At 65.7% G+C, this 16,951-nt stretch carries 19 protein-coding genes; 9 read left to right on the top strand and 10 right to left on the bottom strand.

Annotation, left to right across the window (positions count from 1 at the left end):
• Together rplF and rpsH are read right to left on the bottom strand one after the other, a co-directional pair.
• Positions 1-340: 50S ribosomal protein L6 (gene rplF, locus Q4G50_RS09640; protein WP_303377451.1), on the bottom strand; the 340-nt coding region annotated here is incomplete at its 3' end.
• 17 nt (positions 341-357) lie between these two features.
• The gene (gene rpsH, locus Q4G50_RS09645) at positions 358-756 is read right to left on the bottom strand and encodes a 30S ribosomal protein S8 (protein WP_085549432.1); all 399 of its coding nucleotides are present in this window, start codon (positions 754-756) and stop codon (positions 358-360) included.
• Positions 757-1,035: 279 nt separating this feature from the next.
• Between rpsH and Q4G50_RS09650 the strand changes: the two genes are divergently transcribed.
• Positions 1,036-2,232, top strand: a complete 1,197-nt coding sequence (locus tag Q4G50_RS09650; RefSeq protein ID WP_303377452.1) for an amidohydrolase — start codon at positions 1,036-1,038, stop codon at positions 2,230-2,232.
• A 35-nt stretch (positions 2,233-2,267) separates the two neighbouring features.
• Here the strand turns inward: Q4G50_RS09650 and Q4G50_RS09655 are convergent, their stop codons facing one another.
• Together Q4G50_RS09655 and Q4G50_RS09660 are read right to left on the bottom strand one after the other, a co-directional pair.
• Positions 2,268-3,557, bottom strand: coding sequence for an MFS transporter (locus Q4G50_RS09655; protein ID WP_303377453.1), 1,290 nt, complete (start codon positions 3,555-3,557; stop codon positions 2,268-2,270).
• 48 nt (positions 3,558-3,605) lie between these two features.
• On the bottom strand, positions 3,606-4,760 hold the full coding sequence (locus Q4G50_RS09660; protein WP_303377454.1) for a M20 family metallopeptidase: 1,155 nt from the start codon (positions 4,758-4,760) through the stop codon (positions 3,606-3,608).
• A 208-nt stretch (positions 4,761-4,968) separates the two neighbouring features.
• Between Q4G50_RS09660 and Q4G50_RS09665 the strand changes: the two genes are divergently transcribed.
• Genes Q4G50_RS09665 through Q4G50_RS09690 form a run of 6 tightly spaced genes read left to right on the top strand, consistent with a single transcriptional unit; the run spans position 4,969 to position 9,965 of the window.
• Entirely contained in the window at positions 4,969-5,997 is a 1,029-nt protein-coding gene (locus Q4G50_RS09665) for a LacI family DNA-binding transcriptional regulator (protein WP_303377455.1), read from the top strand.
• Positions 5,994-7,334, top strand: coding sequence for a threonine/serine exporter ThrE family protein (locus Q4G50_RS09670; RefSeq protein WP_303377456.1), 1,341 nt, complete (start codon positions 5,994-5,996; stop codon positions 7,332-7,334). The genes Q4G50_RS09665 and Q4G50_RS09670 overlap by 4 nt, the downstream gene beginning before the upstream one ends.
• 6 nt (positions 7,335-7,340) lie before the next feature.
• Entirely contained in the window at positions 7,341-8,582 is a 1,242-nt protein-coding gene (locus tag Q4G50_RS09675) for an MFS transporter (RefSeq protein WP_303377457.1), read from the top strand.
• Complete coding sequence (locus Q4G50_RS09680) at positions 8,579-8,851, top strand: DUF6457 domain-containing protein (RefSeq protein WP_303377458.1); 273 nt, start codon at positions 8,579-8,581, stop codon at positions 8,849-8,851. The genes Q4G50_RS09675 and Q4G50_RS09680 overlap by 4 nt, the downstream gene beginning before the upstream one ends.
• Positions 8,851-9,684: a formate dehydrogenase accessory sulfurtransferase FdhD gene (gene fdhD, locus Q4G50_RS09685; RefSeq protein ID WP_303377459.1), complete on the top strand. Its 834-nt coding sequence runs from the start codon at positions 8,851-8,853 to the stop codon at positions 9,682-9,684. Before Q4G50_RS09680 ends, fdhD begins: the two co-directional genes overlap by 1 nt.
• Complete coding sequence (locus tag Q4G50_RS09690; RefSeq protein ID WP_303377460.1) at positions 9,681-9,965, top strand: GNAT family N-acetyltransferase; 285 nt, start codon at positions 9,681-9,683, stop codon at positions 9,963-9,965. The genes fdhD and Q4G50_RS09690 overlap by 4 nt, the downstream gene beginning before the upstream one ends.
• Before the next feature lie 77 nt (positions 9,966-10,042).
• Here the strand turns inward: Q4G50_RS09690 and rplE are convergent, their stop codons facing one another.
• From rplE to Q4G50_RS09710, 4 genes are all read right to left on the bottom strand, one after another.
• Complete coding sequence (gene rplE, locus Q4G50_RS09695; RefSeq protein WP_303377461.1) at positions 10,043-10,597, bottom strand: 50S ribosomal protein L5; 555 nt, start codon at positions 10,595-10,597, stop codon at positions 10,043-10,045.
• Between the two features lie 2 nt (positions 10,598-10,599).
• Complete coding sequence (gene rplX / locus Q4G50_RS09700) at positions 10,600-10,914, bottom strand: 50S ribosomal protein L24 (RefSeq protein WP_291339989.1); 315 nt, start codon at positions 10,912-10,914, stop codon at positions 10,600-10,602.
• Positions 10,915-11,283, bottom strand: a complete 369-nt coding sequence (gene rplN / locus Q4G50_RS09705; RefSeq protein ID WP_303377462.1) for a 50S ribosomal protein L14 — start codon at positions 11,281-11,283, stop codon at positions 10,915-10,917. It abuts the gene before it with no gap.
• Positions 11,284-11,519: 236 nt separating this feature from the next.
• Positions 11,520-11,705, bottom strand: a complete 186-nt coding sequence (locus tag Q4G50_RS09710) for a hypothetical protein (protein WP_303377463.1) — start codon at positions 11,703-11,705, stop codon at positions 11,520-11,522.
• 56 nt (positions 11,706-11,761) lie between these two features.
• Here Q4G50_RS09710 and Q4G50_RS09715 point away from each other — a divergent pair, with 56 nt between their 5' ends.
• Together Q4G50_RS09715 and Q4G50_RS09720 are read left to right on the top strand one after the other, a co-directional pair.
• Entirely contained in the window at positions 11,762-13,453 is a 1,692-nt protein-coding gene (locus tag Q4G50_RS09715) for a dynamin family protein (protein WP_303377464.1), read from the top strand.
• Complete coding sequence (locus Q4G50_RS09720; RefSeq protein ID WP_303377465.1) at positions 13,453-15,045, top strand: GTPase; 1,593 nt, start codon at positions 13,453-13,455, stop codon at positions 15,043-15,045. The genes Q4G50_RS09715 and Q4G50_RS09720 overlap by 1 nt, the downstream gene beginning before the upstream one ends.
• On the opposite strand, the gene Q4G50_RS09725 is transcribed toward Q4G50_RS09720, so the two are convergent.
• Both Q4G50_RS09725 and Q4G50_RS09730 read right to left on the bottom strand, forming a co-directional pair.
• Positions 15,036-16,298: an ABC transporter permease gene (locus Q4G50_RS09725; RefSeq protein WP_303377466.1), complete on the bottom strand. Its 1,263-nt coding sequence runs from the start codon at positions 16,296-16,298 to the stop codon at positions 15,036-15,038. The genes Q4G50_RS09720 and Q4G50_RS09725 overlap by 10 nt on opposite strands.
• On the bottom strand, positions 16,295-16,951 hold the full coding sequence (locus Q4G50_RS09730; protein ID WP_303377488.1) for an ABC transporter ATP-binding protein: 657 nt from the start codon (positions 16,949-16,951) through the stop codon (positions 16,295-16,297). The genes Q4G50_RS09725 and Q4G50_RS09730 overlap by 4 nt, the downstream gene beginning before the upstream one ends.

The raw sequence follows: 16,951 nt of genomic DNA on the forward strand, positions 1-16,951 counted from the left end.
GGATCGGGTGGGAGTAACCGAGGGCGAACTCGAGGTTCTTGCCCTTGGCCTGGACACGGTAACCGACGCCGAAGATCTCCATCTTGATGGTGTAGCCCTCGGTGACGCCGACAACGAGGTTGTTGACGAGCGAGCGGGACAGACCGTGGAGTGCGCGGTTCTGGCGGTGATCGTCCGGGCGGGAGACAACGATCTCGTTGTCCTCCACGGCGACGGTGATCGGGGCCGGGACGTCGAGGGTCAGAGTGCCCTTGGGGCCCTTGACCTCGATGTTCTGGCCGTTCACCGTGGTGGTGACGCCGGACGGGATGGTGATCGGGTTCTTACCGATACGCGACATGTTTCAAATCCTCCCTGTTACCAGACGTAGGCGAGAACTTCTCCGCCCACGCCCTTCTCGGTAGCCTGGCGGTCGGTCAGCAGACCCTGGGACGTGGAGATAATGGCCACGCCCAGGCCGCCGAGGACCTGCGGCAGGTTGGTGGACTTCGCGTACACGCGCAGACCCGGCTTGGAGACGCGGCGGACACCAGCGATGGAGCGCTCGCGGGACGGGCCGTACTTCAGCTCGAGGTTCAGGGTCTTGCCGACCTTGGCGTCCTCGACGGTGTAGTTGGCGATGTAGCCCTCCTGCTTGAGGATCTCGGCGATGTTCGCCTTGATCTTCGAGGACGGCATCGACACGGTGTCGTGGTGCGCGTGGTTTGCGTTGCGCACGCGCGACAGCATGTCGGCAATGGGGTCAGTCATGGTCATGTGTTGTGACCGTTTACCTTTCTCGCTGCGGTTCCACACCCACCGTGGGACGTGTACCGGGTGTTCCGTCGGGCCACTTGACGCTCCCGCAGGCTCAATAGCCTGGGGCGCTCGCTGCCGCTTTTCACCCGGTCGCCATGAGGTGGCGGGGGGCCTGCAACAAAGTTGGATGTTCAATTCTTGGGTGGTCCTGCGTCTTCCCTGGCGGGGAGCACAAGTCCAGCGGCCTAGATTACCTTCCCCAGGCCGGGAAACCAAATCCCTCTTTAGACTGGTGTCATGTATGAATTCCTGGCTGCAGACTTAAACGCCACCCGCCGTGCCCGGGAGGATCTCTACCGGTGGTTGCACCAGAATCCGGAGTTGTCGGGCGCGGAACATGTGACGTCGCAACGCATCGTGGAGGTGCTTATCGACGCCGGCCTCCACCCCGTCCGTATCGGTCGCACCGGGGTACTGGTGGTGGTGGATAACGGGGAGGGGCCGGTCGTGGCGGCCCGCGCGGACATAGATGCCCTCCCCGTGGAGGAGGCCTCCGGGAAGGAGTATGCGGCGACCGGGCCGGTGTCCCATGCCTGCGGGCACGATGTCCATATTGCTTCCCTGCTCGGCGCTGTTGACTTTATGCACCGGCATCGTGAGGCGTGGTCCGGCACGTTCGTGGGTGTGTTCCAGCCGGCGGAAGAAACCGCTTCCGGGGCGCGGCAGATGCTCGACGATGGCCTCGCCGAGCAGATGCCCCGGCCGGACGTCTACCTCGGCCAGCACGTGCTGGCGACGGTGCCGGGCGGGCACGTCGGCACCGTGGCGGGCCCGGTGCTCTCCGCCGGCGGCTCGGTGAAGGTCACGGTCCACGGGCGTGGTTCCCACGGTTCCATGCCGGAGAAGTCCGTGGACCCGGTGGTGTTGGCGGCGGCGATCGTCATGCGCCTGCAGACCATCGTCGCCCGGGAGGTCGGCCCACGGGAGACTGCGGTGGTGACCGTGGGGGCGGTGCATGCCGGCGTGAAGTCGAACGTCATCGCCGACCGCGCGGAACTCCTGCTCAACATTCGGGCGTACGACGGGGGCGTCGAGAAGCAGCTGCGCGCGGCGATCGAGCGGATAGTGCGGGCGGAGTGCGCGGCGTCGGCGAGCCCACAGGAACCCGAGTTCGAGTGGTACGACTCCTACCCGCTGACCTCCAACGACCCGGACGCGACGGCGCGGGTGCGCGGCGCCTTCGACGAATTCTTCGGCGAGCGCGCCGTGGACATGGAGCCGGTGTCCGCCTCAGAGGACTTCTCCGTCATCCCGGACTCCCTCGGCGTCCCCTACTGCTACTGGGGGCTGGGTGGATTCATCGACCCGGACTCCGCCCCCGGCAACCACCACCCGGCGTTCGCCCCGGATCTGCAGCCGACGCTGGACAGCGGGGTCGCGGCGATCGTGGTGGCGGCCTCCGCCTGGCTGAATCACATCAACCCCCCGGAGTGATTCCGGAGGGTCGACGTGTCAGGAGGTCACGGGGTTTAGCCGGCGGCCAGCTCCTCGGGGGTCTTGTTCTGCAGGAGGAAGGGCACGAGTCCGGAGACCAGCAGCAGGGCACCGAGAACGATGAACGGGACCGTGTAGCCACCGGTGGCCTCAGCCAGTGCGCCGATACCGGAGCCCTGGACGATGCCGCCGACGAAGGCGCCGATGTTGATCACGGCGAAGGCGGAGCCGATGATGCGGATCGGGATGGTCTGGTACGGCAGGAGGAGGATGACACCGAAGGCCCACATGATGGCCATGTTGGCCAGCCACAGGCAGATGGCGGATCCCCAGAAGCCTGCGGCTCCGTCGAGGAAGTTCGGGACCATGACCGTGCCGACCAGGAAGATGGCGCCGAGGACAGCCATGAGGAGCATGAACTGCTTCTCCTTGCCGGCGAAGAACTTCTTGATGACGTCCGCGGCGGTCCAGGTGGCGATGAGCAGGGTGATGCCGTAGCCGACCATGACGATCGTCAGCTCAGTGGCGGACGGGGCGAAGGTCTCGACGTACATGATGTTGGCCCAGGTGAGCAGGCCGACACCGACGAGGTTGTTGAGCAGCAGGGTCAGGGCGAGGACCAGGACGTTGCGGTTCTTCCAACCGTCGGTGATCTTGACGTCCTTCTTCGGTGCGGCGGCAGCGGCAGCCTCAGCGGACCCAGCCTCGGCGGCCTGCTTCGGCGAACCCGGGACCAGCGTGATGAACATGACCACGCAGACCGCGAAGAGTGCCGCGAGGATCCAGTAGGCGATGCGGAAGTCCTGGGAGATGATGAAGGGCTGGAAGATCAGGTAGACGAGGATGGTGCCGATACCGGCGGTCGCGACGACCTTGCCCTGCACACCACCGCGCTGTTCCTGGGAGAAGTTCTTGGCGATGATCGGCGGAGTGCCGTTGGTGTATCCGGCCTGACCGAAGCCGACGATCATGCGGGCGATGAGGATCATCACCGCGTAGGCAGCGCCGCCGATGACGCCGGCGACACCGAAGAGAAGGTCACCGATGACCAGCAGCGACAGGGCGATCGGGACGAAGAGCTTGTAGCCGAACTTGTCGACGAACCAACCCGCCACAAAGGTCATGACGATGAATGTGACGTAGTAGAAGGACGTCAGGTTACCGATCTGGACGCGGTCCAGGGCGGGGAGGCCGAGGTTGGCCATGTACTCCGCGTCCGCGAGGTAGGGGCTGATCGCGCCGATCATGCCCTTATCGAGGTTGGCGATGAGGCCGATACTGAAGAGGGTGAGGAACACCTTCTTCTGAGTGGCGTCGAGTTTCATTGCAGTGTCTCCTGAATTGAGTATCTGAAGGGGGTTGGTCGGAGGTGGTTACTTCGCGAGGAAGTCAAGGGCGACCTGGACCTCGACCTGTGCGCCGATCTCAAGGCAGTCCTCGTTGATGTTGAACTTCGGGTGGTGGTTCATGTACGGCAGGCCGTTTTCCTCGGTGCCTGCTCCCAGAAAGAGGAAGCAGCCCGGGACCTTCTTGGCGAACCAGGAGAAGTCCTCGGAGGCGGAGGTGCCGGGGCCCCAGAAGGTGTCGTCGCCGATGACCTTCTGCCCTGCCTCGAAGGCGATGTCGCAGAGCTCGTCGTTGTTGATGACCACGGGGTAGGCGTCAGCCCACTGGTACTCGGCGGTGGCTCCGTGAGCGGAGCAGACACCGTTGATGATCTCCTCGGCGCGGCGGGACATGACGGCGTAGTCGTCGTCGTTGTCGGAGCGGATGGACACACCCAGGGAGGCGGTGTCCGGGATGACGTTCGGGGCGTCGCCGGAGACGAAGCGTCCGACGTTGACGATGTTCATGTTCTTCGGGGCGACGGAGCGGGAGGTGATGGTGTTCAGCGCCACGACAGCCTGGGCGCCGGTGAGCACCGGGTCGATGCCGTTCTGCGGCATGGAGCCGTGGGAACCCTGGCCCTGGATGGTGGCGAAGAAGCCGCCGGCGATGGTGGAGGCGGCACCCTTGTGCACGGACAGGGTGCCCAGCTTCTGGTTCATCACGTGGATGCCGAAGATGCCGTCGACGTCATCGACCACACCGGCCTCGACCATTTCGATGGCGCCGCCGGGGTTTTTCTCCTCGGCGTGCTGGAAGACGAACTTCACGGTGCCGGCGAACTCCTCGCGCATGTCGGCGAGGGTCTTGGCGGCGCCGAGCAGCATGGCGGTGTGGGCGTCGTGGCCACAGGAGTGGGAGACGCCGTTGATGACGGAGGCGAACTCCTCACCGGTCTCGTCGTTGAGGGGAAGGGCGTCCATGTCGGCGCGGAGGGCGACGACCTTGCCCTCCCCCTTGCCACCCTTGAGGATGCCGAGGACGGAGGTTTCGGTGGGGCGCTGGACCTCGATACCGAACTCCTGGAGCTTCTCAGCCACGAAGGCGGAGGTGTTGTACTCCTGGAAGGAGAGCTCGGGGTTCTGGTGGAAATGACGGCGCCAGGCGATGATGTCGTTGGTGGGGACAACCGGTGCAGACATGGGGGAGGGTCCTTTCGGGGGGGGGGAGATATGCACGTCTTGAGGATCTGACATCACTATAACGTTTTATTAGAAGGTTCTAGTAGCCCGGGCCGGGAATGTGATAAGATTCACATAAAGCGTCAATTCCGCTGGAAGTATCGTTTTAGTAGAACCTTCCACTAGGCTTGAACCCACACCGGCCATCCCTGACCGCGAAAGCACTCTCATGAAACGCACCCGCCCCACCATGAAGGACGTCGCGCAGCACGCCGGCGTGTCCACCGCCACCGTGTCCCTCGTGGTCCGCGGGAGTTCCCAGATCCCCGACGACACCGCCGCCCGGGTCCGCGCGTCCATGTCCGAGCTCGGCTACGTCTACAACCGCCTGGCCGGCAACCTGCGCGGCGGCACCACCCCCACCTTCGGCCTATTGGTGACCAACCCCAGAAACCCCTACTTCGCCGAGGTCATCATGTCGATCGAACGCAGCCTGGCGGACTCCGAGGACATGGTGGTCACCGCGTTCAGCCTCGGCGGTGCACGCCGTGAGCACACCATGGCCACCAAACTCGCCGGCCAAGGCATCTCCGGCCTACTGTTCATGTCCTCGAGCGAGTACAGCGACGAGCAGCTCGATGCGCTCACCCGCTCCCTCGGCATCCCGGTGACCATGCTCATTCATGCTTCCGCTCCGCAGCACGACTCCGTGCTTATCGACGATCGCGTGGCCGGCCAGCAGCTCGGCTCCCATCTCGCGGGCATCGGCGTGCGCCGGGTGGCCTTCCTCGGCGGCTTCGCCGAGCGACTCAACGTCACCGCCCGTCTGGAGGGGCTGCGGGAATCTCTGGCAGCCGTAGCGGACAGCGAGCTCATCCACATTCCCGAAGAAAAGCTGAGCTACGAGTTCACCACCGGATCGACCCTGACCGACCAGGCCCTGGCGATGGACGGGGGCCCGCCGGATGCGATCGTGTGCTTCAACGACGCCTACGCCGTCGGGGTCTATGCCTCCCTGCGCCGGGCCGGGGTGGCACCGGGTGAGGATATCGCCGTCGCCGGTTTCGATGACATTCCTCTCGCCCGCGAGCTCGGTGTTCCGTTGACCACCGTGAACACCCGCGCCGACCAGATCGGACTCACCGCGCTTGACGTCCTGCGCCACCGTATCGTCGAACCGCAGTCCCCGCCGCGCACCGAGATCATGCACCCCGAACTGGTGGTGCGCGATTCCACGCTGACGTGGAGACCCCGATGACCCACGCCACCGAGAACCTCGGTAAGTCACTGCACTTCGCGGCGACGATGGGTCGGCTCATGCTGGCCAACACCGCCGCCGCCTCCGAGGTCGTCCGCGCCATCCTGGCCATCACTGAGCGGGAGGGCCTGCAGGGCGTGACGGCGGATGTCACCTACAACCAGATCGTCATCACCTACCGTGACGTCTACGGCAAACCACACGTGTGGATCGAGGCGATCCCGGGCCGCGACTTCAACTTCGGTTCCTACACGGAACTCGCCCGGCTTCTCGACGACTACCTGGGCACCCGCGCCCTTCCCCTCGACGAGGCGCTGACCCGGATCCATGCACTGGACAACGCCGCACCCCGCTATGGCACCTGGATCATCCGCCTCATCTGTGGTGTGGCCGGTGCCCTGGTGGCGATCATCTTCGGCGCCGGCTGGTTCGCCGCCGCGGTGGCGTTCGCGGCGAATATGATCGTGCACTGGGTGTTCACCATTCTCGGTTCCCGCCGGTGGCCGGCATTTTTCCTGCAGATCATTGCGGGCTTCACTGCTGCGCTCTCCGCCGCGGCCGTCGTCACGATTCATCCCACCGCCGACGGCTCCCAGGTGGTGGTCGCGGTCATCATGATCATGCTGGCCGGGATGACATCCACCGGCGCGGTCCAGGACCTGCTCACCGGCTGGTACCTCACCGGCGCGGGCAGGCTCATCGAGGCGTTCGTCAACACCGTCGGCCTTATCGTGGGCATCCAGTTGGGCATGCGGATTCTCGCTCTTTTCGACGTCGACCTCACCGTCAGCAGCGACGTCACCATCGCTCCCCATCCGCTCTGGGTCATGCTCATCGCGGCAGCACTGACAGCCTGTGCCTTCTGCATCGTCGCCGGATTGCGGGTCACCGCCATGCCCGCCGCCGCTGCGCTGACCTGTGGCACGTGGCTGACCTTCTACTTCTTCTCCGCCCTGGGTTTTGACGCCGTGTGGGCCTCCGGCATCGCCGCCCTGTTCGCCGGCGTCGTCTCCCCCATTTTCGGCGGGCTCATGCGTATTCCCGCCGCCAACCTGGCGAGCATCGCCATCATCCTCATGTTCCCGGGTCTGCTCATCTACCGCGGCCTGTTGTCGGGGGGTGTTGATGTCAACGACGGTTTCCAGCTGCTGCTGGAGGCGCTGTCCACTGCCATGTCCCTGGCCATCGGCGTGATGTTCGGTCAGTACATCACCTCCGAGATGGCGGAGGTGCTCTCCCGATTCCGCCGCCTGCGCTCCACCTTCATCCCCCATTTTCTGCGCCCCTTCCGTGGGAGGAACGACACGCAGACGATGATTCATCTGAGAAAGAACTGATGTCCCATGTCCACCCCTGACAGTGGATCCGCCAGAACCCACATTTTCGTCGCCGTGGGTGCGTTCCTGGTGATGGTCGCCAATGCCATCCCCCTCTCCGTCCTCAGTATCTTCACCCCGTTTGTCACCCGCGACCTGGGTTTCGACACCGGCTCCTTCCAGGTCTACTACAGCCTCCTCGCGGCCGCGACGGCGCTAGCCATGCCTCTGTCCGGCCGTCTCATCGCGCCGTGGGGTGCCCGCCGACTACTGCTCCTCGGCGGTGTGATCTCCGCTCTCGGCTTGGTGGGCCTCGCGTTCTCCGGGGCCCTGTGGCACTTCTACGTCTCTGGCACGGTCCTGGGCTTCGGCGTGGGCCTGGGCTGCATGTTCGTGCCGGTCGTCCTGGTCAACACGTGGTTCGTCGCCCGCCGCGGCATGGTGATGGGCATTGTCCTGGCCGGCACCGGCGTCGGTGGCGCGATCATGAGCCTGTTCATTCCGCTCATCATCGGTGAGGGCGAAGGCTGGCGCACCGGTTTTGTCACCCTGGCGGCCGTCATGGCTTCCTTCACCATCCTGCCGACCCTTCTGCTCATCAGGAACCGGCCCTCCGATATCGGGCTTCTGCCCCACGGCGGCCTTCCCCCGCAGCAAGACACCCCCACCTCCGAACCGGGCATGACCTTCGCCCAGGCGTTGCGTAGCCCGTGGTTCTACCTCTTCTATCTCACGATCGTGCTGCTGGGCATCGTCATCGCGGTGGTTCAGTCCCTGTCCGTCCACCTGGATCTCATCGGCCTGGCCGCGTGGATCGGTCCGCTCATGATGATCATCACCCTGGGGCTGGTGTTCTGGAAGGTGGTCCTCGGGGTGCTCATCGACGCCCTCGGCCTCCGCTGGGCCATGATCATCACCCTCGGCCTGTGCGCCGGCGCCTTCTTCATCCTGCCGGGCACCACCACGGTGTGGGTCCTTGTGCTGTGCATGATCGCCATCGCCGCCGGCACCGCCAACGGCACGGTCGTCCCGCCGCTGGCTGGCTCGGTCGCCTTCGGCGCCCGCGATTACCCCGCGATCTGGGGTGTGGGAGCCACCGCCTTTTCAGTCGGCACCGCCGTCGGTACGCCTCTGTGGGGCTGGGTGAAAGACCTGACAGGCGACTACAACCTGGTATTCCGGATGCTGCCTTTCCTCATCGCCGTCACTGTGGTCGGCCTGCTGCTGGCGATGCACCGCGGCCATGCCTCCTACACTGGTCAGGTATGACAGCGCCCGAACATGATCCTCTCTCCTCCGCCCACGCGTGGCTGCACGCCGCCGCCAGCGAACTGGGCATCGACCCGGAGATCACCCGCGAGCTCATCGGTGACATCCTAGACCTCACCCGCGATGTCGCACACGGGCCCTCCCGCCCGGCGGCCCCGGTGACGGCCTTCCTCGTCGGACTGTCCGCCGGACGGGCCAGCGGTGACACACCCACCGAGGTCCGGGACCGGATCGCACAGCTGACCACGCTGCTCAGGGAGGATCAGTAATGGGCCGGCTGAGTCGCGATTTCGCTGTCACCCGCGTCAGCGTGGAGGACACCGGTGTGCACACTGACACTCGCGCCGACACCGTCACCGTCGAGGAACCCCTGGAGATCCGCGTCGGCGGGCCGACGCTGACCACCACGATGCGCACCCCCGGACACGACATCGAGCTGCTCCACGGTTTCCTCTACGGCGAGGGCGTCATCTCCGCGGCCGCCGATGTGTCCACCGCCCGCTACTGCGCGGGCGCCACCGGACCGGACGGGATGAACACCTACAACGTCCTCGACGTTGACCTCACCTCCGGCGTCGCCGCCCCGGGCCCCGAGCTGCTGCGCCTCACCCCGACCTCATCTGCGTGCGGGGTGTGCGGGACCAGCTCGATCTACCAGATCCTACGCCGCGGCGAGCACCCCCTGCGCACCTTCCCCCTCGATCCAGCGCTCATCCTGTCCCTGCCGGATCGCATGCGCGCCGAGCAGAAGCAGTTCCGCCGCACCGGCGGCATCCACGCTGCGGGTGCTTTCACCCGGGACGGGGAGTTGATCGTCGTGCGGGAGGATATCGGCCGCCACAACGCCGCCGACAAGGTCATCGGGCATCTGTTGCTCGCAGAACGCCTGCCCGCGGACGATCTCATCCTCGTCATGAGCTCGCGCGCCTCTTTTGAACTGGTGCAGAAGGCCGTCACCGCCGGCTTCGGGGCGCTGGTGGCGGTCTCCGCCGCCAGCTCGCTGGCCGTGGAACTCGCCCGCGAATCCGGCATGGCGCTCACCGGCTTCACCCGTGGGCAGCGCTTCAATCTCTACTCCGGGGAGCTACTCTCGGAATCATGAGCCACGACATCCACAACGACACCTCCCGTAACCGCTACGTCCTCAGCGTCGACGGCGCGGAGGTCGGCTACCTCAGCTACATCCCCTTCACCGGGGCCATCGACCTCGAGCACACCTCGATCGCCGAGTCCCATGCCGGACAGGGCCTGGTCGGTGTACTCGCCCGTCACGCCCTCGACGACATCCGCGCGCGGGGCTTCAAGGCGATGGTGACGTGCCCGGCGGTGGCGTCCTTCGTCGCAAAGAATCCGGACTACGCGGACCTCGTCGTCGAGCCCTGACCTCCTGACATCAGGCTGGGACGCCGAATGCCCCCTTCTCCCGGAGGAGAAAGGGGGCGTCGATAAGCAGCTAAAGGCTACTTCTTGAACGGGAAGCCGAGCTCGCGGAGCAGAGCACGACCCTCGTCGTTGTTGGTGGCGGAGGTCACGACAGTGATGTCCATACCACGCGGGCGGTCGACCTTGTCGACGTCGATCTCGTAGAACATGGTCTGCTCAGTGAGGCCGAAGGTGTAGTTGCCGTGGCCGTCGAACTGCTGGTCAGACAGGCCGCGGAAGTCGCGGATACGCGGGAGAGCGACGGTCAGCAGACGGTCGAGGAACTCCCACATGCGGTCGCCACGCAGGGTGACGCGGGCACCGATCGGCATGCCCTCACGCAGCTTGAAGTTCGCGATGGAGGTCTTCGCGCGACGCAGCTGCGGCTTCTGGCCGGTGATCAGGGTGAGATCCTCGAGGGCTCCGTTGATCAGCTTGGAGTCACGGGCAGCCTCGCCGACGCCCATGTTGACGACGACCTTCTCGACGCCCGGGATCTGCATGACGTTGTCGTAGGAGAACTCCTCACCAAGCTTGGTGCGGATCTCCTCACGGTAGCGGGTCTTCAGACGGGGGGTGTAGTTCTCGCTCATGCCTAGATGTCCTTCCCGTTACGACGCGAGACACGGACCTTCTTGCCGTTCTCGTCGAAGCGGTAGCCGACGCGGGTCGGGTTGCCGTCGGAATCGAGGACCATCACGTTGGAGACGTGGATCGGTGCCTCCTGGGTCACGATGCCGCCGGACTGTGCGCCGCGCTCCTGAGAGGAGTCAGCGACGTGCTTCTTGATGCGGTTGACGCCCTCGACGAGGACCTTATCGGTCTTCGGGAAAGCCTGGATGACCTTGCCCTTGGCACCCTTATCGGGGCCAGAGATGACGAGGACCATATCGCCCTTGTGAATCTTCAACTAGATCACCTCCGGTGCCAGGGACACGATCTTCATGAACTTCTTGTCGCGCAGCTCGCGGGCGACAGGGCCGAAGATACGGGTACCACGGGGCTCGTTGTCGGGCTTGATGAGGACGGCAGCGTTCTCATCGAAGCGGATGTAGGAGCCGTCGGTGCGACGGGTCTCCTTCTTGGCGCGAACGATGACGGCCTTGACGACTTCGCCGGCCTTCACGTTGCCACCCGGGGTGGCCTCCTTGACAGTGGCGACGATGACGTCGCCAATGCCAGCAAAGCGTCGACCGGAACCGCCGAGCACGCGGATGCACAGAATTTCACGTGCACCGGTGTTGTCGGCGACCTTGAGACGCGATTCCTGCTGGATCACGATGGGTCTCCTTGACCTGGATTGATGTGCGTCAGATTTCCGGCCTGTACGCACCTGGTCTCATGTACTTGCTGTTGTCTTTGCTTATCGACGAACACCTGCGAGGTGTCGAAGGGTCTCGGCGTCGCGCCCGGAAAATGCACGCGTCACCGACCAGCGCAGTCAACCCGGACATTCAACCATATCGGCTGGTGGGAATCCAAATCCTTAAGTTTCGGAGGTGCCGTGGATGGCGCCTAGCCGGAAGGAGGGCTGGGGGCTGTCCTCGACCACGGTGTCGCGCACTGCTCGGTGGCGACCTGCAGGGCGGTGATCGTCTCCCCCATCTGCCGGGGCACGGACGAGCATGTCCGCGAGGCCGTCGGGATCGCCGCCACCCCGGCTGCGAAACCACGCAGGCGCCGGAACATGGTTCCAGCCAAGCAGATCCGCCCCTGGCCCACACCTTTTCTGAACGCAGTCTGACAGAATAGGGGCTGTGACTGAGACAACTCTTGACTCCGTGGTGGCGCTGCGCGATGCCGTCGCCGCCACCGAGTTCACCACGGATCCGGCGGCGGCCGCGGAGGCGCGGGCGATCGTCGATCAGATCGATGACTACATCCTGCCCCGGCTGGCCAATATCGACGCTCCCCTGTTGGCCGTCGTCGGCGGTTCCACCGGTTCGGGCAAGTCGACGTTGGTCAACGCGATCGTCGGCAAGCAGGTGTCCACGTCCGGTGTCATCCGCCCGACCACCCGGCAGCCGGTGCTGGTCAGCCACCCGGATGATGCTGCGTGGTTCCACTCCACGCAGGTGCTCCCGGGGTTGGCGCGCGAGCAGGGTGAGCCCGGCGCGAACCCGTCGGCGACCTCGCTGCGTCTGGTGAGCACCGAAGCGATCAGCCCTGGCATGGCGCTTCTCGACGCCCCCGATTTCGACTCCATCGACGACCGCAACCGGGCCCTGGCGTCCCAGCTGCTCGCCGCGGCTGATCTGTGGGTGTTTGTGACCACGCCCTCGCGCTACGCCGATCAGCTGGTGTGGAACTTCCTCCACGATGCCGCCGGGCGCGACATCGAGGTGATCGTGGTGCTCAACCGCGTGGATGAGGATGCCCTGGCCACGGTGCCCGATGACCTGCGCCGCATGATGGGGGAAGCCGGGCTGGGGCACGCCACCATGTTCACCGTGCCGGACGCCGGGCAGGTGGAGACGCTGTTGCCGAGCGCGCTCGTCGATACGCTGCGCTCCCACCTCGACCGCCTCGCTGAGGATGCCGCGGCGCGCCGCACGATGGCCGCGAAGACGGTGCTCGGCGCGCTGGGCAGCGTCAACGACCGCGTTGATGCGCTGGCCGGGACGAAGCAACGCCAGGAGGAGTTCGCCGGGTTGCTCGGCGACGCCCTCGATGAGACCTATGCCTCGGCGCGTCGACACGTCATCGACGCCACCTCCGACGGCAACCTCCTGCGCCAGGAGGTGCTGCAGCGCTGGCAGGATTTCGTCGGCACCTCCGATGCCTTCCGGACGATCGAGCGTTGGTACTCCGCCGCACTCGATGCGATCGGTTCCTTTTTCACCGGTCGCCCGGCGCCGGTGCGGGAGGTGGAGACGGAGATCGAGGCTGGTCTGCACGCCGTCATCGTCGACGCCGCCGAAACCGCCGCCACCCGCAGCTGGTCGCATTTGGGGTCGGTGGCCCCGGAGCTGCGCGCCGCCGCGCACCCGGCCCTGGCCCACGCCAGCCCGGGTATCGATGACAAGGCCGCCCAGCTGGTCCGCGACTGGCAGGCCGCTCTGGTCGAGACCATCCAGTCCACCGCGGGTGATAAGCGCATGAAGGCGCGCATCATGTCGCTCGGTCTCAACGTGGCCACCGTCGCGCTCATGCTCGTGGTCTTCGCCTCCACGGCAGGTCTGACGGGTGGTGAGATCGCCATCGCGGGTGGCTCCGCCGTCGTCGGCCAGAAGCTTCTGGAGACCGTATTCGGCGAGGAGGCCGTGCGCCGCATGGCCGCCCGCGCCCGCGAGGACCTCGACGAGCGCACCACCGCGCTGCTGGATTCCGAGCGCGCCCGCTACTGGGACATCACCGATGAGCTCACCGCCGGCACCAGTTCGACCGCGCTTCTCGACGCCGCCACCACCGCCGAGGCCGATGTCCGCAACGCCACCGGAGGTGCCTGATGTTTCGCCGCAAGCGCTCACTGACCGAACGCCTGGAGGCACTGCGCGAAGCCGCTGACCTGGGCGAAGGCCTCATCTCCCCCGCGGAGCACGCTGATCTGGTGCGCGTGGCTGAAGCCGCCGCCGAGCGCCGTGCCCTGTCCGGCGAGCACACCGTGGTCGGCTTCTTCGGGGCCACCGGTTCCGGCAAGACCTCCCTGTTCAACGCTGTGGTGGGTGAGGATCTGGGTACGACGGCCGCACGCCGTCCCACCACATCCTCTCCCCTGGCGGCCGTGTGGGATCCGCTGGGTTCGGAGGAACTACTCGACTGGCTCCAGGTGGAGGACCGCCGCAACCGTGCGGGTGAGTTCGCCCCCGGCTCCGGTCCGGTCATCCTGCTCGATCTCCCCGACTTCGACTCGGTGGAGCCGGTCCACCGCGCCATCGCCACCCGCCTCGCGGGCCAGGTCGATGTGCTCGTGTGGGTGACGGACCCGGAGAAATACGCCGACTCGATCATCCACGACCATTTCATCCGCCCGCACGCCTCCCACAGCGCGGTGACCCTCGCCGTACTCAACAAATCCGACCGGCTGGCAGGCGACGACGCCCGGCGCGTCACCACCTCCCTCGAACAATTGCTTATCGACGACGGCCTCAAGAAAGTCAAGGTCATCCGCACCTCCGCCCGCACCGGGGACGGGGTGGAGGATCTGCGCTCCGCCATCGCGAAGGTCGCCTCTGCACACTCCGCACAACAATCCCGCATTGAAGCGGACCTGAACACGGTGACGGCCCCGTTCGTCGAAAAGCAGAAGTTCAAGGACGTCACGGCGATGGACAAGCGCCGCCTTGACGATCATCTCGCCGAAGCCGCCGGCGCCGATCGGCTGGCCGCCGCCACCGCCGCGGCCTACCGCAAGCGACTGGGGCAGAAAACCGGGTGGCTGCTCACCTCGTGGCTGCTGCGTCTGCGCGCCGATCCCCTGAAAAGACTCGGCCTGCGTGAGGACGCCGATGAGGTCGGTGTCCACCGTTCCTCCATCCCCCAGCTGGATGCCTCCGGCAAGGCGGTGGCCAACCGGGGTGTGCGCAGCTACGCCCAGGCGGTGGCCACCGGGTTGCCCGACCGCTGGGCCTCGGCGGTGGTGGATGAGACGGAAGCCATCGTCGAGACGCTGCCGGAGGAACTTGACCGCGCCGCCGCCCGTACGAAATTGCCCGCCCAGCCGTCGAAGGTGTGGGGGCTGTTCACCGTCATCCAGTGGCTGGCGCTCGTCGCCGCCCTGGTGGGTATCGGCTGGTACCTGCTGGCCGCTTTCCTGCCCGGCGCGCTGTACCCGTTCATGGACAACATCATCCCGGAGATCGAGGGCTGGCCCATCCCGACGCTGCTCATCGTCGGCGGACTGCTACTCGGCATCGTGCTGGGTATGTTCACCGGCGTGTTCGGCCTGGCCATCGGCTCGAGTGTGAAACACCGCACGCGGCGTGCTTTGCGACGCGAAGTGGGCTCCATCTCCCAAGAGAAGGTCGTCGCACCACTTCTCGCCGTGCGCGCCCGTTATCTGGAGTTCCTCGACGCCATCCGGCGGGCGGCTCACTCGTAGCGCAGCGCCTCGATGGGATCGAGTTTGGCGGCCTTGTTCGCCGGGTAATAGCCGAAGAAGAGGCCGATGCCCAGGGCGAAGAGCAGGGACACCACCACCGCGGCAACCGGCGGGAGAACAAACTGCCCCAGCAGCTGGGCACCGAGCATGCCCAGCCCACCGCCGAGCAGCACGCCAATGAGCCCGCCGATGAGGCAGACGATCATCGCCTCGACGACGAACTGGGTGCGGATCGCCCGCCGGGTGGCCCCCAGCGCCTTCCGCACGCCGATCTCGCGGGTGCGTTCCGTGACGGTGATCAGCATGATGTTCATGACTCCGATGCCGCCGACCAGCAGGGAGATCCCGCCGATCGCGGAGATGGCCACGCTGATCGTCGACATCGTCTGGTTGAGCTGCTCCACCTCCTTTTTCGTGTCCAGCACCGTGGCCCGGTAATCCGGGTCGTCGGCGTAGCGGCGTTCCGCCCAGGTCTGGACGTCGCGGCTCAGTTGCTCAGCCTGCACACCGGGGCCCACGCGTAGACGGACCTGGTCGAAGGTGAGGGTGGGTTTCGTCGAGATGCGGGTCTGGGCCGGGTAGGGCGCGTAGAGCAGGGCCTCCTCCGTGGAGCCGACGAGGACGGAGCCTTGCGTGGATTTTCCATAGGCCCCGACGACCTGGAAGGTGGCGTACTGGCCGTCGACCTCTACGTCGATGTCCTGTCCCAGCGCGGAGGCCGGATCGCCATTGAAATAGGTGTCCACCAGCTCCGGGGATACCACGGCGACTGCCCGGTCCCCGGCAATATCTTCCTCGTTGAGCAGGCGCCCGGCGGTCAGGGTGTGCTTCTGCATGGCGACGAAGTCGTCGTTGACAAAGCTCAGCCGTGCGTTGCCAGCCGCTAAACCGCGGCTGAGGTGGGCGGTGTGGCTGCCGGCCTCGATGGCCACGCCGTCGATACGCTCGGCGAAGTGTGTGCTTAACTCATCGAGCATCTCGGGGGTGAGTTTGGAGGCCGGGTCCACGGGTTCGCTGTTGAAGGATGGGGTGTCGCCATCGGCCTGGTCCCGTGACTGCACCTGGAGGGTGATGTCATTGATGCCGAACTGTTCAAGGCTGGACATCGTCTGCGCCTGCATCGCCTTACCCAGCGTCATGATCGCGATGACCGAGCCGATACCGATGATCACCCCGAGCAGGGTGAGCATGGAGCGCATCTTGTTGGTGCGCAGACTGCCCAGCGCCAGAAGAATGGATTCGCGCAGGTTCATGCGATCAACCCGTCCTTCATGGTGATGATGCGCCCAGTTTCTTCCGCCAGCTCCGGGTTGTGGGTGATAAACAAGATGGTCATTCCGTGGTCGCGGTGCAGATCGTGGAAGAGGTCCATGACGAGGCGTCCGGTGGCGGAGTCGAGGGCGCCGGTCGGTTCGTCTGCGAGCAACAGGTCAGGGCTGTTCGCCAGGGAACGCGCGATGGCGACGCGCTGTTTCTGACCGCCCGACAGCTCATTGGGCAAGTGCCCCGTCCGGTCCCCCATGCCAACCATGTCCAGGAGTTCGCGGGCTCTTGCGGCCCTTTCCCGGGGCGGGACGCCGGCGTACATCATGGGCATCTCGACGTTCTTCTGGGCATCGATACGCCCGATAAGGTTGAAGTTCTGGAACACGAAACCGATCTTCCGGCTGCGGAGCTGGGCCAGCTCATCGTCGTTTACGGCAAGCACGTCCGTGCCGCCGAGCAGATACGTCCCGGCGGTGGGGCGGTCGAGCAGCCCGATGATGTTCATCAGCGTCGATTTGCCGGAGCCGGAGGCGCCGATGATGGAGACGAACTCCCCCTCCGCTACAACGACATCGCAGCCGTGGAGGATGGTGATTTCTGCCGGGGAGCCCTCGTTGAATCGCTTGACGACGCCGCGCAT

This window comes from Corynebacterium sp. (genome assembly GCF_030538285.1).
GTDB lineage: Bacteria > Actinomycetota > Actinomycetes > Mycobacteriales > Mycobacteriaceae > Corynebacterium.